The 16829-nt window shown below is 61.1% G+C and carries 15 protein-coding genes; 4 read left to right on the forward strand and 11 right to left on the reverse strand.

Annotation, left to right across the window (positions count from 1 at the left end; all coding sequences use genetic code 11):
* Positions 1-3: 3 nt before the first annotated feature.
* The gene (locus tag NF676_RS04030) at positions 4-297 is read right to left on the reverse strand and encodes a putative quinol monooxygenase (RefSeq protein WP_016771821.1); all 294 of its coding nucleotides are present in this window, start codon (positions 295-297) and stop codon (positions 4-6) included.
* A 119-nt stretch (positions 298-416) separates the two neighbouring features.
* On the opposite strand from NF676_RS04030, the gene vimR reads away from it, so the two are divergent.
* The 3 genes from vimR (at position 417) to NF676_RS04045 (ending at position 3893) form a co-directional block, all read left to right on the forward strand.
* Positions 417-1346, forward strand: a complete 930-nt coding sequence (vimR, locus tag NF676_RS04035; protein ID WP_252868758.1) for a transcription regulator VimR — start codon at positions 417-419, stop codon at positions 1344-1346.
* 317 nt (positions 1347-1663) lie between these two features.
* Complete coding sequence (locus tag NF676_RS04040; RefSeq protein WP_041479646.1) at positions 1664-2398, forward strand: ArsR/SmtB family transcription factor; 735 nt, start codon at positions 1664-1666, stop codon at positions 2396-2398.
* A gap of 127 nt (positions 2399-2525) precedes the next feature.
* Positions 2526-3893 carry an MFS transporter gene (locus NF676_RS04045; RefSeq protein ID WP_150638125.1) on the forward strand — a complete coding sequence of 456 codons (1368 nt, stop codon included), beginning with the start codon at positions 2526-2528 and terminating at the stop codon, positions 3891-3893.
* A 121-nt stretch (positions 3894-4014) separates the two neighbouring features.
* On the opposite strand, the gene NF676_RS04050 is transcribed toward NF676_RS04045, so the two are convergent.
* From NF676_RS04050 to NF676_RS04060, 3 genes are all read right to left on the reverse strand, one after another.
* Complete coding sequence (locus tag NF676_RS04050; RefSeq protein ID WP_024011466.1) at positions 4015-4968, reverse strand: adenosine deaminase; 954 nt, start codon at positions 4966-4968, stop codon at positions 4015-4017.
* Positions 4969-5048: 80 nt separating this feature from the next.
* Complete coding sequence (locus tag NF676_RS04055; protein WP_252887276.1) at positions 5049-6014, reverse strand: 2-oxoglutarate and iron-dependent oxygenase domain-containing protein; 966 nt, start codon at positions 6012-6014, stop codon at positions 5049-5051.
* A 145-nt stretch (positions 6015-6159) separates the two neighbouring features.
* Positions 6160-7233 (reverse strand): BMP family ABC transporter substrate-binding protein, encoded by a 1074-nt coding sequence (locus NF676_RS04060; RefSeq protein ID WP_095180882.1) that lies wholly within the window; start codon positions 7231-7233, stop codon positions 6160-6162.
* 286 nt (positions 7234-7519) lie between these two features.
* Here NF676_RS04060 and NF676_RS04065 point away from each other — a divergent pair, with 286 nt between their 5' ends.
* Complete coding sequence (locus NF676_RS04065; RefSeq protein ID WP_252887277.1) at positions 7520-8611, forward strand: calcium:cation antiporter; 1092 nt, start codon at positions 7520-7522, stop codon at positions 8609-8611.
* 124 nt (positions 8612-8735) lie between these two features.
* Here NF676_RS04065 and NF676_RS04070 read toward each other — a convergent pair whose 3' ends face one another.
* The 7 genes from NF676_RS04070 to NF676_RS04100 all read right to left on the reverse strand — a co-directional run bounded on the left by NF676_RS04070 (position 8736) and on the right by NF676_RS04100 (position 16760).
* Positions 8736-10094 carry an 8-oxoguanine deaminase gene (locus NF676_RS04070; protein ID WP_150638119.1) on the reverse strand — a complete coding sequence of 453 codons (1359 nt, stop codon included), beginning with the start codon at positions 10092-10094 and terminating at the stop codon, positions 8736-8738.
* A 257-nt stretch (positions 10095-10351) separates the two neighbouring features.
* Entirely contained in the window at positions 10352-11038 is a 687-nt protein-coding gene (locus NF676_RS04075; RefSeq protein ID WP_016771812.1) for an SDR family oxidoreductase, read from the reverse strand.
* 277 nt (positions 11039-11315) lie between these two features.
* The gene (locus NF676_RS04080) at positions 11316-12242 is read right to left on the reverse strand and encodes an ABC transporter permease (protein ID WP_252887278.1); all 927 of its coding nucleotides are present in this window, start codon (positions 12240-12242) and stop codon (positions 11316-11318) included.
* Complete coding sequence (locus NF676_RS04085) at positions 12242-13348, reverse strand: ABC transporter permease (protein WP_056787784.1); 1107 nt, start codon at positions 13346-13348, stop codon at positions 12242-12244. The genes NF676_RS04080 and NF676_RS04085 overlap by 1 nt, the downstream gene beginning before the upstream one ends.
* A gap of 12 nt (positions 13349-13360) precedes the next feature.
* Positions 13361-14908: an ABC transporter ATP-binding protein gene (locus tag NF676_RS04090; protein ID WP_095180877.1), complete on the reverse strand. Its 1548-nt coding sequence runs from the start codon at positions 14906-14908 to the stop codon at positions 13361-13363.
* Positions 14909-15520: 612 nt separating this feature from the next.
* Positions 15521-16102, reverse strand: coding sequence for an IMPACT family protein (locus tag NF676_RS04095; RefSeq protein ID WP_125917571.1), 582 nt, complete (start codon positions 16100-16102; stop codon positions 15521-15523).
* Positions 16103-16109: 7 nt separating this feature from the next.
* Positions 16110-16760 (reverse strand): TetR/AcrR family transcriptional regulator, encoded by a 651-nt coding sequence (locus tag NF676_RS04100; protein ID WP_016771809.1) that lies wholly within the window; start codon positions 16758-16760, stop codon positions 16110-16112.
* Between the last annotated feature and the right edge of the window lie 69 nt (positions 16761-16829).

Below are 16829 nucleotides of genomic sequence, written 5' to 3' on the forward strand. Positions count from 1 at the left end.
GAATCAGGCAATTTTGCCGAGGCGTTTGAGCTGGAAGTGTTCGATGGTGTGGCCGGCGCTGGCCTGAAACTTCTGAAAATGCGCGCTGGCGTTGTGCGCCTCAAGAATCTCGTCGCTGGCCCACTGTTCGATGACATAAAAAACCTGCGGATCGGCAAGGTCGCGGTGCAGGTCGTACTGGCCACAACCCGGCTCGGCGCGGCTCGGTTCGACGAGGGCACGCAACGCCTGTTCGAGAACGTCCTGCTGGCCGGATTTAGCGGTCAGGGTGGCTATAGCGGTAAAGGGCTGGGACATGCGCGGACTCCAGAATCGGGATGAATTCGATGGAGGCCATCATTGGCTATTTCTCTGCGCGATAAAACCGGCTAAAAGAGCAGTCTCTTTCAATATTTTTTTGATAATCGAGGCTGCGCATGCTGCGTTTTGATGACTTGCAGTTGTTTGTTCGCGCGGCGGATCTGGGCAGCCTGTCGGCGGCGGCACGGGTGATGGACATGTCCGCGGCGGTGGCCAGCGCGGCGTTGAAGCGCATCGAGCAGCAACTCGGTGCGCGGCTGCTGGCGCGGTCGACCCGCAGCCTGCGCCTCACCGCCGAGGGCGAAGGCTTCCTTGAGTATGCCCGCGCCGCCCTGAGCAATCTCGACGAAGGGCGTCGCCTGCTCGCCAGCGGTCAGGACCAGGTCAGCGGAATTCTGCAGTTGTCGGCGCCCTCGGACTTCGGTCGCAATCTGCTGCTGCCGTGGCTCGACGCGTTCCAGCGTGAACACCCGAAATTGACGGTGCGCCTGCTGCTTGGCGACCGCATCGCCGACCTGTTCCGGCAACCGGTGGACATCGCCCTGCGCTACGGCGAGCCGGAGGATTCCAGCCTGATCGCCTTGCCCATCGCCCCACACAATCGCCGGGTGTTGTGCGCATCCCCCGATTACCTGGCCCGGCAGGGCGAGCCGCGCCATCTCGAGCAATTGGCCCAGCACAATTGCCTTTTGTACATGCTCGGCAGCCGCGTCCACGACCACTGGAGTTTTCACGATGGCAAGCGCGAAGTCGGCCTGACCGTCAGCGGCGACCGCTTCAGCGATGACGCCGACGTAGTACGGTTATGGGCGCTGGCCGGTGCCGGCATTGCCTACAAATCCTGGCTGGACGTCGGCACCGATGTATTGGCCGGGCGCCTGAAAGTGCTGATGCCGGAACTGCTGTGTGAGCGCGCACCGCTGAATCTGTTGTGCGCCCATCGCGCGCAATTGAGTAAGCCGGTGAACCTTCTGAGAGAGATGCTCGCCAGCCGATGCGCCGAATTGAGTAGCCAATTTCCCGGTTTCCTCAAAGTTGATCATTAGTCGCAGGCAATTAGAGAAATTTCTGTCAGGAACAATCGCCACCTGCCCAGGCCCAGGCGCAGGACGTCTGGCTTAACCCGCTTATACTAGCGCCCGCCTCATGCCTGCACTGACACCCGGCGCGCAGACCCCGTAACGCGTTGCCGGCTTTTGGTGACGGTTGCTACTTCTGCTGCCAGGTTGTGTGCCGGAGCAGCTGGTGTCGATGGCATCCCTTGCCACCGATCCCGGGCGATTTTCGCGTGTTGGCCGATGCCCCATAACCGGCCAGGATGTCTCCGAGCGGTAGACGATACGATTCAACAGGGAGTGAACATATGGAACATGCACCGTGCATCAGCCAGATCGCGACATTGCTGGCCGACCCCAAGCGCAGCGCGATGATGTGGGCGTTGATGGATGGCTCGGCCCGGCAAGCCGAAGAGCTGGCGCTGCTGGCCGGGCTCTCGCCGTCGTCGGCCAGTGCGCATCTGGGACGCCTGTCCGCAGGGGGGCTGTTGAACATCGAAATGCGTGGGCGCAAACGCTTCTTTCGCCTGGCGGCACCGGAAATCGGCGCGGCGATCGAAGCACTGGCCAGCGCCACCATTGCCAGCGCGCCACGGCAAATCCCTGATGCGCTGAAACGCACGACTCCCATGGTCAGGCCGCAGGCGGCGCCGTCTTCGCTGTTGCGCGCGCGGTTCTGCGACGATCATCTGGGCGGTACCCTGGCGGCCGACCTGTATCAGCGCCTGCTCGACGCCGGCTGGATCGAACAGCTTGAGCAGCGGGTGGTTGTGACGCACAAGGGCTCCACCCGACTGGCGCAGCGCGGAGTGTTCATCCAGGCCCTGGCCCACCGCAACGTGCAGGTCGCCTGCGCCTGCCCGGACTGGAGCGAGCGCCGTCCGCACATGGGCGGCTCACTGGGCGCGGCGCTGTTGCAGTTGTTCATGCAGTCCGGCTGGCTGACCTTGCCCAACGATTCCCGCGCCTTGCAGTTGACCGCCACCGGCCAGCGCGAAATCCATCGCTTTGCCAAGGAAACCGAGCTGGAAACAGCGTTCTAGAGCGTTGCTCGGCGATGAGCTGAAGGCTGACGTCGTCCACGGCTGTGAACAGGTCGCATCCAGTACGACCTCTGTATGACCATCGCGCACACTCGATCCGGGGATTTTCCGGATGGGGGAGCACAACATGAATACACAACGCTTTAGTGCGGCTGAACGCCTGGAACGGCTGCCGCTCAGCGGCTATCACCGCGTCATTTTCATCATCATCGCCTTGGCGTTTTTCTTCGATTCCATGGATCTGGCGATGATGACTTTCCTGCTCGGCTCGATCAAAGCCGAGTTCGGCCTGAGCAGTGCGCAAGCGGGGTTGCTAGCCAGTTCGAGCTTTTTCGGCATGGTGCTCGGCGCGTCGCTGTCGGGAATGCTCGCCGACCGCTTCGGGCGCAAACCGGTGTTTCAGTGGAGCATCGTGTTGTGGGGCGTGGCCAGTTACCTGTGTTCGACGGCGCAAACGGTGGAGACGCTGACGCTGTTTCGCATCCTGCTCGGAATTGGCATGGGCATGGAGTTTCCCATCGCACAGTCGATGCTGTCGGAGCTGATTCCAGCACAACGGCGCGGGCGCTACATCGCCCTGATGGACGGCTTCTGGCCGCTGGGGTTTGTCGCGGCGGGTGTGCTCTCGTACTTCCTGCTGCCGCTGATTGGCTGGCGCGATATCTTCCTGGTGCTGGCGGTGCCGGCGGTGTTCGTTCTGGCGATCCGCTTTTTCATCCCTGAGTCGCCGCGCTGGCTGGAACAGGCCGGGCGCGACGTCGACGCGGACAAGGTGTTGAACGGCATCGAAGCGCGAGTGCGTGCTTCGCTGGGCGGTGCAGGCTTGCCGGAACCGGTTCGTTTGCCACGCACGGTGACGCCACCGGGTAATTTCTTCTCGGCACTCAAGCAGATCTGGTCGCCGCAATATCGCCAGCGTACAACGATGATCTGGAGTCTGTGGTTCTTCGCATTGCTGGGTTTTTACGGGCTGACTTCCTGGCTCAGTGCATTGCTGCAGCAGTCGGGTTTCGCCGTGACGCAGTCGGTGTACTACACGGTGCTGATCTCGCTCGGCGGGATTCCCGGCTTCCTCATGGCGGCGTGGCTGGTCGAGCGTTGGGGGCGCAAACCGGTGTGCATCGTCACCCTGCTGGGCGGCGGGGTGATGGCGTTTCTATACGGGCAGAGCGCGGTGTTCGGCGGTAACGTGGCGCTGCTGATCGGCACCGGATTGTTGATGCAGTTTTTCCTGTTCGGCATGTGGGCGGTGCTCTACACCTACACGCCGGAGCTGTACCCGACGTCCGCACGGGCAACCGGCTCGGGATTCGCCTCGGCCATCGGCCGCGTCGGCTCTCTGCTCGGGCCATTGGTGACCGGGCTGGTGTTCCCGATTACCGGGCAGGGCGGGGTGTTCGCGCTCGGCGCGGCGTGCTTCGCGATTGCGGCGGGCGTGGTGTGGCTGTTCGGGATGGAGACGCGGGGCAAGACCCTGGAAGAGCTTACCGAGTGAACATCGATATGAATGTGGGAGCGAGCCTGCTCGCGAAAGCGGTGTGTCATTCAACGTAAATGTTGACTGACTCTCCCTCTTCGCGAGCAGGCTCGCTCCCACATTGGTTTTGCGGTGTTGCTTACGGTTTTACCAACCGCGCATCCAGGCTGTTCTGCGCCAGACGCTTGGCCTGATCCTGGGTCATTCCCAGATGCTCGTGCAGCGCATGGAAGTTCTCGGTCACGTAACCGCCGAAATACGCCGGGTCATCGGAGTTGACCGTGACCTTCACGCCGCGCTCGAGCATGTCGAGGATGTTGTGCTGCGACATGTGATCGAACACGCAGAGCTTGGTGTTCGACAGCGGGCACACGGTCAGCGGGATCTGCTCGTCGATGATCCGCTGCATCAGGCGCTCGTCTTCGATGGCGCGCACACCATGGTCGATGCGCTGGATTTTCAGCAGGTCGATGGCTTCCCAGATGTACTCCGGCGGGCCTTCTTCACCGGCGTGGGCGACGGTGAGGAAGCCTTCGTCGCGGGCGCGATCGAAGACGCGTTTGAACTTGCTCGGCGGGTGGCCCATCTCGGAACTGTCGAGCCCGACCGCGACAAACGCATCACGGAACGGCAGCGCCTGATCGAGGGTTTTCTGTGCTTCGTCTTCGCTGAGGTGGCGCAGGAAGCTGAGGATCAAACCGCTGCTGATGCCCAGTTGCGTCTCGCCATCCTTGAGTGCGGCGGCGATGCCGTTGAGCACCACTTCGAACGGGATGCCCCGGTCGGTGTGGGTCTGCGGATCGAAGAACGGTTCGGTGTGGATCACGTTCTGCGCTTTGCAGCGCAGCAGGTAGGCCCAGGTCAGGTCATAGAAGTCCTGCGAGGTGCGCAGCACATCGGCGCCCTGGTAATACAGGTCGAGAAATTCCTGCAGATTGTTGAAGGCGTAGGCCTTGCGCAGGGTTTCGACGTCGCTCCACGGCAGGGCGATCTTGTTGCGTTCGGCCAGGGCGAACAGCAGTTCAGGCTCCAGCGAACCTTCCAGATGCAGGTGCAGTTCGGCTTTGGGCAGGGCGTTGAGCCAGTCGTACATAGTCTTTTCTCATCAGGTGCAATGCCGGCATTCTACAGAGGCTGGCCGCAACAATTGGCAAAACCTGACCAGGTGATCGATCAAACCGCCTCTTGCTCACGTCGATACGCGTAGGTATCGGCGAAACGCGACAGCAGGAATTCGGCGCAGGTGGTGGTCGGATATTTCGCCGGATGCTGCGCGTCCTGGCAGCCGGGCAGGCATTCGATGCGCGTGTCCGGGTGCGGTTCGGCGAAGAACGGCATCGAATAGCGATCCACGCCCAGCGGGCTGATCACCCGGTGCGGCGTCGAGCGATAACGGTCGTTGCTCCAGCGCGCCATCATGTCGCCGAGGTTGACCACGAACGTGCCGTCAATCGGTGGCGCGTCGATCCATTCACCATTGACGTTCTTCACCTGCAAACCGCCGGCGCTGTCCTGATAGAGCAGGGTGATGCAGCCGTAATCGGTATGGGCGCCGGCGCCTTGCTGCTCGGCGGAACTGGCGGTGTGACGCGGCGGATAATGGATCATGCGCAACACGCTGACCGGTTCGACAAAACGCGTATCGAAGAAGTCGCGCTCGATGCCCAGCGCAACGGTCATCGCTCGAAGCAGGGTTTGCGCCAGCGCCTGCATGTCGAGGTAATGCTGCTCCATCAGCGTTTCCCAGCCGGGTTGCGCCGGGTGCCGATTGGGGCCGCGCAAGGGTTTTTCCGCGAGCACCTCGGGATGCTCGTCCGGCAGGTGCAGGCCCATGTCGAAGGTTTCTTTGAGGTCACTGGGTTTGTCCGGGTCCAGTTGCTCGGTGGCAATTGCGCCGTAGCCGCGATGATGGCGGGTCTGGGTAATGTCGATCTTGAGTTTTTCTGCGGCTGGCAGGGCAAAGAAGCGCTGGGCGTGATCGAGCAGATCCTCGATACGTTGCGCCGAGATCGGATGGCCCTTGATATAGAAAAAGCCCCACTCACGGCAGGCTTGGTCGATTTGTTCGGCCACCGCAGGCCAGGCGTTTTCGTCGTCGCTATAGAGCGGGCTGATATCAATGATCGGAAGCTGATCCATACACAATCCTTGAATACGCTGTGTTTCCAATGTGGGAGCGAGCCTGCTCGCGAAGAGGGAGTGTCAGACAACATTTTTGTTTAATGACACACCGCTTTCGCGAGCAGGCTCGCTCCCACAGGGTTTTGTGTGGTGAATCGGGGGACTACTTCGGCATCTCGGCCTTCATGCCCTCAACGTAGTAATTCATCGAAGCCAGTTCCGCATTGGTCGCGCTCACGCCCGCCGGGATTTTTTCTACACCGGCCTGATCCTTGATCGGCCCGGTAAACGGCTGCAATGCGCCGCTCTTGATGTCGGCGATCAACTGCTCGGCCTCGGCTTTCACCGGCGCTGGCACCAGGTCGCTGATCGGCAGTTCCACCGTACCTTCCTTCAACCCGCCCCAGTAATCCTGGGATTTCCAGGTGTGGTCGATCACGCTCTGCGTCGCCTGAATGTAGTGCGGCGCCCAGTCGTTGACGATAGAGGTCAGCACCGCTTTCGGGCCGAAGTGGGCCATGTCCGAGGCGTAGCCCACGGCATACACGCCGCGCCGTTCGGCAGCCTGGATCGGCGCCGGGCTGTCGGTGTGCTGGAACACCACGTCGACGCCCTGATCGATCAGCGCGTTGGCGGCGTCGGCTTCCTTGCCCGGATCAAACCAGGAGTTGACCCACACCACTTTGATTTCGGTGCCAGGGTTGTACTTGTTCAAGGCCAGCTGGATGGCGTTGATGTCGCGTATCACTTCCGGAATCGGGAACGAGGCGACGTAGCCGATCTTCTTGGTCTTGGTCATCTTCGCCGCGAGGAAACCGCCGACGTAACGGCCCTCGTAAGTGCGCGCCAGGTAGGTGCCGAGGTTCTTCTCCTGCTTGTAACCGGTGGCGTGTTCGAACGTCACCTTGGGAAATTGCTTGGCGACTTTCACTGTCGGGTTCATGTAGCCGAAAGACGTGGTGAAGATCAGGTCATATTTGTCCTTGGCCATGTTGCGGATCACCCGCTCGGCGTCGGCGCCCTCGGCGACGTTTTCCACGTAGTTGGTGGTGATCTGCGTGCCGAGTTTTTCCGCCAGGGCCTTGCGCCCCTGTTCGTGCTGATACGTCCAGCCGTGGTCACCGATCGGGCCGATGTAGACGAAACCGACCTTCAGCGGATCGGCAGCGCTGGCGCTCAGGCTGATTCCCAGACCGATGGCGGCGTACAGCAGTTTGTGCAGCGGACGTATTGGCATGAACCCGAACTCCATTTTGTTGTGTGTGCTCAGGGCCAATGCAAATTGCTGACCAACAGGACAACAAACTCATTTGAAAACGCGGTGCGGCCTTCGCGAGCAGGCTCGCTCCCACAGGGACGCATTTCAATGTGGGAGCGAGCCTGCTCGCGAAGAGGCCGGCAAGGCCAATAAAAGTGCATGCCTGAATCCAGCTGCCATCGCGTGGTGCGTAAAGATGTAACGAAACGTTAGCGGCGCGCGGCAGTCAGTAGCTTCATCAGCTCTTTTCGGCAAAAGGCCCGTCATGCTCTCGACCCTCAAACAAGAAAGCTTCCTGCTGCTGGCAGTCCTTGCCGCGTGCGTTGCTTATCCACTGGAACACTGGCTGCTGCACAGCGGCCAGATCGTCGCGCTGGGCGGCGGTCTGCTGCTGATTGCCTTCATCGTCGCCGCGTCGATGCGCGTCGCTCATCACGCCGAACTGCTGGCGGAAAAAGTCGGTGATCCCTACGGCACGATGATCCTCACACTCTCGGCAGTGCTGGTCGAAGTGGTGATCCTGGCGATCATGATGAGCAACGAAGCCTCGGCAACACTGGTGCGCGACACGATTTATTCAGCGGTGATGCTCGACATCAACGGCATCCTCGGCCTCGCCGCTTTGATGGGCGGGATCAAACACGGCGAACAGTCCTACAACGACGATTCGGCGCGCAGCTACAGCGTCATGATCCTCACCGCGATGGGCGTGTCGATGGTGGTCCCGGAGTTCATTCCCGAGGCCAATTGGAAGATGTATTCGGCGTTCACCATTGGCGCGATGATGGTGCTCTACGCGCTGTTCCTGCGCATGCAGGTCGGCCCGCACAGTTACTTTTTCAGCTACAGCTACCCGGACAAGCGCCGACGCAAAGAGTCCGTCGAGCAGGAGCCGAAGCCGGTCAGCCTGGCGCTGTCGGTCGGCATTCTGGTGTCGGGGGTGGTGATCATCGGCGCACTGGCCGAGGTGATGTCCAAGACCCTCGATCTGGGCCTGGAAGGCACGGGCGCGCCGCCGGTAATCACGGCGATTCTGGTGGCAGCGATTTCCGCCGCGCCGGAGATTCTCACCGCATTACGAGCGGCGCTGGCCAATCGCATGCAGTCGGTGGTCAACATTGCGATGGGGGCGTCACTGTCGACGGTGATTCTGACCGTACCGGTGATGGAAGCGATGGCGCTGTACACCGGCCAGCCGTTTCAAATGGCGATGACCCCGGTGCAAACGGTGATGATCTTCATCACCCTGATCGTCAGCGCAATCAACCTCAATGACGGCGAGACCAACGCCATTGAGGGCATGACGCACTTTGTGCTGTTTGCGACCTTTATCATGCTGTCGCTACTGGGCCTTTAGGGCTGGCTGATACCCATGTGGGAGCGAGCCTGCTCGCGAAAGCGGTGTGTCATCCAACAAACATGTTGTCTGACACTCCCTCTTCGCGAGCAGGCTCGCTCCCACAGTTTTGAACGGCGGTGACTCAGGTGCCGGCAATCAACTGCCGAGCCGCCTGGCTGTGATCGGCAATCAAACCTTTCAGATCCAACCCTTCAACCTGCCCATCAACCACACGCCACTTGCCGCCAATCATCACCCGATCTGCCCGATCGGCGCCGCACAGCAGCAACGCCGAAATCGGATCATGGCTACCGGAGAAGCGCAGTTCATCGAGCTTGAACAACGCCAGATCCGCCTGTTTGCCCACGGCGATTTCGCCGATGTCAGTGCGGCCGAGCAGGCTCGCCGAACCCTTGGTCGCCCAGCCCAGCACGCGCTCCGGGGTGATCTTTTCGGCGCCGTAGCGCAGGCGCTGGATGTACAAAGCCTGACGCGCTTCGAGGATCATGTTCGAGGCATCGTTGGACGCCGAACCGTCAACGCCAAGGCCGAACAGCGCGCCGGCGTCGGTCAGCTCGATGCTCGGGCAGATGCCGGACGCCAGGCGCATGTTCGAGCTTGGGCAGTGACAAATGCCGGTGCCGGCCTGGCCGAGGCGGGCGATTTCGTCGGGGTTGAAATGGATGCCGTGGGCCAGCCAGGTACGCGGGCCGAGCCAGCCGACGCTGTCCAGATAATCGACGGTGCGCAGGCCGAAGCGTTGCAGACAGAAGTCTTCTTCATCGAGAGTTTCAGCGAGGTGGGTGTGCAGACGCACATCGAGCTTGTTCGCCAGATCAGCGCTGGCCGACATGATTTCCGGGGTCACCGAGAATGGCGAGCATGGCGCCAGAGCGATCTGGATCTGCGCACCATCGCCACGCTCGTGATACTCGTGAATCAGCCGCTGGCTGTCGTCGAGAATCACCTGACCTTCCTGCACCGTTTGTTGCGGAGGCAGACCGCCGTCCTTCTCGCCAAGGCTCATCGAGCCGCGTGTGAGCATGGCGCGCATGCCCAGTTCACGCACCGTTTCGACCTGCACGTCGATGGCGTTTTCCAGACCGTCCGGGAACAGATAGTGATGGTCGGCAGCCGTGGTGCAACCCGAGAGCAGCAATTCGGCCAGCGCCACTTTGGTGGCGAGGGCGAGTTTTTCAGGCGTCAGCCGCGCCCATACCGGGTACAGGGTCTTCAGCCATGGAAACAACGGCTGATTGACCACCGGCGCCCAGGCGCGGGTCAGGGTTTGATAGAAGTGATGGTGGGTGTTGATCAGGCCCGGCAGGATCACATGCTCGCGGGCATCGAACACTTCATTGCACGGCGCCGACGGCTGCTGACCGGCAGCGAGGACTTCGACGATGACACCGTCTTGCACGACAAGGCCGCCACGGGCATCAATCTCGTTGGAGGTGAAAATGGCGAGGGGATTTTTTAACCAGGTACGGGTCGCAGGCATTGTGGCCGGCTCCTCTGAAAGTTGGGTTCAGGGTTGCCAGCTCAGTGTTGCCCTGTCTGCTGATCCAGGGTCGCCGCGAAGGACGAGGCGCGCAGTTTCAAACAAATCGCCCCATCGGGCAAGCGCCACCCGACCATTCACCATCATCCCCCTGTGGGAGCGAGCCTGCTCGCGAAGGCGTCATGTCAGTCGATACAGATTTACCTGACAGATCGTATTCGCGAGCAGGCTCGCTCCCACATCGGGATTATCAGTGCTTACCAGGGAATGGTTTCACCCTTGTAATTGACGAAGTGATGCCCGCCCTTGCCGGTAAACGCATTGACCTGATCGATCAGCCCGCGGGTGCTGGTCTCGACGTCGAGATCGGCGCCTTCGCCGCCCATGTCGGTCTTCACCCAGCCCGGGTGCAGCGAAAGTACGGTCAGTTTCTGCTCGCCCAGTTGCGTGACGAAACTGTTGGTCATCGAATTCAGCGCCGCTTTGCTCGCCTTGTACAACGCCAGCTCCGGCGCGTCGGGCATGGTCACGCTGCCGAGTACCGAACTCATGAACGCCAGCACGCCGCTGCCGTCGCGAATCTGCCCGACGAAACGCTGGGCCAGATTGATCGGCGCCACCGCGTTGGTGAAAAACAGCTGCCCGACCTCGGCCAGGGTCGCGCCGCCCGGCGTCTGCACGTCCGGGCCTTTGACCCCGGCGTTGACGAACAACAGATCGAAGGTTTCGCCCTTGAGCTTCTGGCTCAGAGCGATCACCGCTTGCTGATCGTCCATGTCGAGCTTCTCGATGCGCACGTCACCCAGCGCTTGCAGCGCCTCGGCCTTCTGCGGATTGCGCACCGTCGCGGTGACTTGCCAGCCATCGCCCAGCAGGGTCTTCACCAGACCGAGGCCCAAGCCGCGGGAGGCGCCGATGATCAGTGCGTTTTTTGCCTGAGACATGATGGGTTTCCTTGAAAGTCAGCATTCAGGTTTCAATGGACACGCCTGACCGAGCCACAGTTGCAGCGCTTGGCGAAAAACAGGCTTTGATCCCGGAGCATACTCCAGGCTTCTTGAGTTTCTCGAGGGTGTTTGATCAGAAACAATCATGAGGCGTGGTTCAAGTGTTGCCTGTGCGGACGCTTTCGCGAGCAGGCTCGCTCCCACATATGCCCGCGTTCACTCAGATCCCCTGTGGGAGCGAGCCTGCTCGCGAAGAGGCCCGCTCTGACATCAACTAATGTCCCGATTGCCACGGCTGCCCCAACGAAACCGGCGCATACAACCGAGTGCGCACGGCATCGCGGGACAGCAACACCAGCACCAAAATCGTCGCCACATACGGCAGCATCGCCAGCAGGCTCGAATGTATCGCCAGTCCCAATCCCTGTGCCACCAAATGCAGGATGCTGGCGAGACCAAACAGATACGCCCCGAGCAACAACCGCCACACCCGCCAACTGGCAAACACCACCAGCGCCAGGGCAATCCAGCCGCGCCCGGCGGTCATGTTTTCCGCCCACATCGGCGTGTAGGCCAGCGACAGATAGGCCCCGGCCAGCCCGGCCATTGCTCCGCCGAACAACACCGCCAAGGTGCGTACGGTCAGCACCGGCAAGCCCATCGCGCTGGCCGCATCCGGGTTTTCACCGACCGCTTGAATGATCAGGCCGACACGACTTTTGATGATTACCCACGCCACCAAGGCAAATAGCGCGAACGACAGATACACCAGCAGATCCTGGGCAAACAGCATCCGCCCGATCAGCGGGATCTCACTCAGATACGGAATCGCCAGAGGCTCGAAACCCGCCAGCGGCTTACCCACCCATGCCGCGCCGACAAACGTCGAAAGCCCGACACCAAAGATCGTCAGGGCCAAACCGGTGGCGACCTGATTGGCGTTGAACACCAGCGCGACCAAGGCAAACAGTGACGACAACAACATCCCGGCCAACATCGCCAACAGCACACCCAGCCACAGGTTGCCGCTGTTCAGCGCGACGATAAAACCGATCACCGCACCGAACAGCATCATGCCTTCCTGGCCGAGGTTGAGGACGCCGCTTTTCTCGCAGATCAACTCACCCAATGCCACCAGCAACAGCGGCGTGCCGCAGCGGACCATGGCATAGAAAATATTGCTCAACAGATCGATATCCATCACAGCGCTCCGGCGGTTACGGCAGGGGTCGAGGCGCGCCGGCTCCAGCGCAGTTTCAGGCGTGGCCGATAGAGAATCAGCACGTCACAGGCGAGCAGGAAAAACAGCATCATGCCCTGGAACAATTGGGTGATCGCTTGCGGCAGATTGAGCGACATCTGCGCGCTCTCGCCGCCGATGTACAGCAGCGCCATGAGCAGACTGGAGAACAGAATGCCGAGCGGATTCAACCGTCCCAGAAACGCCACGGTGATCGCCGCGTAGCCATAGCCCGGCGACACCTGCGGCACCAGTTGGCCGATCGGCCCGGTCACTTCGCAGACTCCGGCGAGTCCGGCCAGAGCTCCGCTGATCAACAGCGCCAGCCAGATCAGGCGCTTCTCGCGAAAGCCGACGAAACCTGCCGCACGCTTGTCCAGCCCGAGCACTTTGATCTGGAAGCCGATGAAGCTTTTCTGCAACAACACCCACACCGCTACCAGCGCGAGCAGGGCGAAATACACGCCGGCATGCACGCGGCCGTCCTCCAGCAGCAGCGGCAAACGACTGGCGTCGCCGAACATCGCCGACTCCGGGAAATTGAAGCCCGCTGGATCCTTCAACGGCCCGTGCACGCAGAACAGCAGCAGGTTCAGCGCGATGTAGTTGAGCATGATGCTGGTGAGGATTTCGTTGGCGTTGAAGCGCGTGCGCAGCCATGCGGTGAGCCCGGCCCATGCGGCGCCCGCCAGCGTGCCGGTCAGCAGAATCAGCACCAGCGCCCAGCGACTTTGCATGTCGATAACGTTCACTGCCAGAGCACTGCCGGCCAACGCGCCAAGTAGAAGTTGGCCTTCGGCGCCGATGTTCCAGATCCGCGCCTGATAGGCCACGGCCAGGCCGAGTGCGCAGAGCAAAATCGGCAGCGCCTTGACCAGCAATTCGGACACTCCATACAAATCGCTGACGGGCGCGATCAGCAGTGTGTGCAAGGTTTGCAATGGGTCGTGGCCCAGCGCGATGAACAACAGCGAGCCGCAGCCGAGGGTCAGCGCCGCCGCCAATAACGGCGAGCACCACAGCATCAGGCGCGATTGCTGGCCACGGGGTTCGAGGGAAAGCAGCATGTTGAAACTCCGTTAAACCGAGGCGGCGCGAGGTGAGTGATCGAACTGGCCGGCCATCCACGCGCCGACATCGCTCAGTTGTGTAAGGCCGGTGTCTTGCAGTGCCGACAGACGCCCGCCGCACAGCGCGCCAAGGCGATCGCTGATCTGGAACAGCTCATCGAGGTCTTCGGAAATCACCAGAATCGCCGCGCCGGCATCGCGCAGGGCAATCAAGGCGCGATGGATGGTGGCGGCGGCACCGACGTCGACGCCCCAGGTCGGGTGCGCGGCGATCAGCAGTTTCGGTTGCTGAAGAATTTCCCGGCCGAGGATGAATTTCTGCAAGTTGCCGCCGGACAGGCTGCGCGCAGCGGTTTGCGTGTCCGGGGTCTTCACGCCGAAACGCTGGATGATCTGCTGCGCGAGGGCTTCGACCTTGCCGCGTTGAATCAACCCGTGGCTGACCAGTCCTTGCTGGAAAGCACTGAGCAGGGCGTTATCGGCCAGACTCAACTCCGGCACCGCGCCGTGGCCGAGGCGTTCGGCCGGCACGAAGGCCAGACCGAGTTTGCGCCGCGCGTCCGGGCGCAGGTCAGCGACGTTTCGCTCGGCGAAGCGCAGGGTCGCCGCTTGCGCACGAGGCAAGGGCTGCTCGCCGCTGAGAAGGGCGAGCAGCTCATCCTGACCATTGCCCGCGACCCCGGCGATGCCGACGATTTCACCGCTGCGCACTTGCAGGTCGATGTCTGTCAGCGAGCAACCGAACGGATCCGGGTTGTGCCAGCTCAAACCCTGCACCTGCAGAAACGCCGGGCCACCGCTGACCTTCGGATACTCGCCAATCAATCCCGCCGCTTCGCCGACCATCAGTTGTGCCAGTTGCTGATCCGTACATTGCGCCGGCAGGCAATGCCCGGCTACCCGACCGCCGCGCAGCACCGTGGCGCTGTGGCACAAGGCCCGCACTTCACCGAGCTTGTGGCTGATAAACAGAATGCTGCAGCCCTCGTCGGCAAGGCGCCGCAGGGTGATGAACAATTCGTCCGCCTCTTGCGGCGTCAGCACCGAGGTCGGCTCGTCGAGAATCAACAGGCGGATGTCCTGCATCAGGCAACGAATGATTTCCACCCGCTGCCGCTCGCCGATCGACAGGCTGTGGACAAGTCGCTCCGGCTCCAGCGCCATGCCGTAACGCCGCGATACTTCGCGAATTTTCGGTTCCAGTTGCTTCGGCGTGCCGGCCGCCGCGCCCATCGCCAGGGCAATGTTCTGCGCGACGCTGAGGGTTTCGAACAGCGAGAAATGCTGGAACACCATGCCAATGCCCAACTGCCGCGCCTGTGCCGGGTTGCGCATCTGCACGCGCTGCCCCTGCCAGAGCATTTCACCGCTGTCGCACTGGGTGACCCCGTAAATGATCTTCATCAACGTACTTTTGCCCGCGCCGTTTTCACCGAGCAGGGCATGGATTTCACCCGGCGCGATGCTCAGGTCGATGGCGTCGTTGGCCAGACAACCGGGGTAGCGTTTGCTGATCTGGCGCAGTTGCAGGCGCGGCGGGGAAGGGGCGATGGACATGACAGGCTCGACTGACTTGGAGTTGTGCCTGTGGATAAAGCAATTTCCTGGCCATTGAGTCAGGAACGCTTGCGGAGCCGGTCCGCAAGTGCCGACAGCAGCGCATCGGCGGGCGTTTTGTCTTTCTATCGAGCACCAATTCAGCGCAAAGCCATTGAACAGGCTCCAGTTTTGCTCGCGCTACATTGGTTAAAAAACGAGCAATCACTTGGGGCCTAGGCAGATCCTGCGACAGCGACGGTCATGAACGGCTTATCCACAGGTTGTTCCACAGTAATTGTGCGCAAGCGCCGAGGTCGGGCATAAGCACTGCGATGCTTTCTTCTAATGGTGATAAACGATGTTAACTATCTGTTTTTACGCCGATTTTTCGTTTCGTCGGATCAATTGAACGAAAAGTGAACAAATCGCGCAAAGCCGCATGACAGAAGGGTTACAGCGGTATGTGCTCAGGTTATCCACAGTCGGGTGCACAGCCGATGTGGGCAAGTCGGCAGAAAATGGAATGCATGTAATGCCCCAAAAAGATCGCAGCGTTCCGCAGCTCCTACAATTGGAATGCGATCCCCCTGTAGGAGCTGCCGAAGGCTGCGATCTTTTGATCTTCCACTCTCAACGCTGCAACAAAATCCGCCCACGGCTCAGATCCGCCAACTGACTTTGCAGCACTTCGATCTGCGCTTCTCCTACCGCCAATTTCAACTCAACCCCATTGGCCGTGAAGTTTTCCTCCACCACCAATCCACCGAGATCCGCCACGCGCAACTTCACCAGCGCCAACTCGGCAAATCCGCAGGCGCAACTGAGCGGCACGCGGCTGATCAGCTCGATTTTTTCCGCCGCTTGCAGGCACTTGTTGGCGCCACCGCCGTAGGCCCGGGCCAGGCCGCCAGTGCCCAGTTGAATGCCGCCGTACCAGCGAATCACCAGCACCGCGACCTGATCGCAGTCCTGCGCTTCGATCGCCGCGAGAATAGGGCGCCCTGCGGTGCCGCCCGGCTCGCCGTCGTCAGTGCTGCGGTATTGCGCGCCGAGTTTCCACGCCCAACAGTTGTGCGTGGCATTCAAATCGCTGTGCTGCTCGAAAAACGCCTGCGCATCGGCGGGGCTGCTGATCGGCGTCGCCAGAGTGATGAAGCGGCTTTTGCGAATCTCTTCGCGGTACTCGCAAAAACCGCTGAGGGTGAAAGGCATAAACGTCTTATAGAGAAGGAGTGAGGCCGCAGCCTTTGAGAATGATGCGGATCAGGTTGTTGCCGGCGTCTTCCATGTCCTGCTTGGTCAACTTGCTGCGCCCGGTGACGCGGCAGATCTGCGTGGCGAAGTCGGCGTAATGCTGGGTGCTGCCCCACAGCAGGAAGATCAGGTGCACCGGATCGACCGGATCCATCTTGCCCGCATCGATCCACGCCTGAAACACCGCCGCGCGCCCGGTGAACCAGGTGCGGTAATCCTGATTGAAATATTCGCTCAGGCATTCGCCGCCGCTGATCACTTCCATGGCGAAGATTCGCGAAGCCTGTGGCTGGCGCCGGGAGAATTCCATCTTCGCGCGGATGTAGCGGGTCAGCGCTTCGGCCGGATCATCCTCGGCGGTGAGGGTGTTGAAGGTGCTGTCCCACAACTCGATGATGTTGCTCAGCACTGCCACATACAAACCGAGCTTGTTGGTGAAGTAGTAATGCAGGTTGGCCTTGGGCAGCCCGGCATTCTGCGCGATGGTGTTCATGCTGGTGCCTTTGAACCCGTGACGGGCGAACTCGTCTTCGGCGGCTTTGAGAATGGTCTCTTCGTTCTTCTGACGAATGCGGCTGGCGGGTTTGCCGCCGTGGGCTGGGACTTCAAAGGTCATAGGCACTTCCGGGATTGTCTGTGGGTGCAACCAGTTGCGTTGATAGCGCACCCACAGGCATCCGACAAG

The sequence above is a fragment of the Pseudomonas siliginis genome (assembly GCF_024072275.1).
GTDB classification, from domain to species: Bacteria; Pseudomonadota; Gammaproteobacteria; order Pseudomonadales; family Pseudomonadaceae; genus Aquipseudomonas; species Aquipseudomonas siliginis.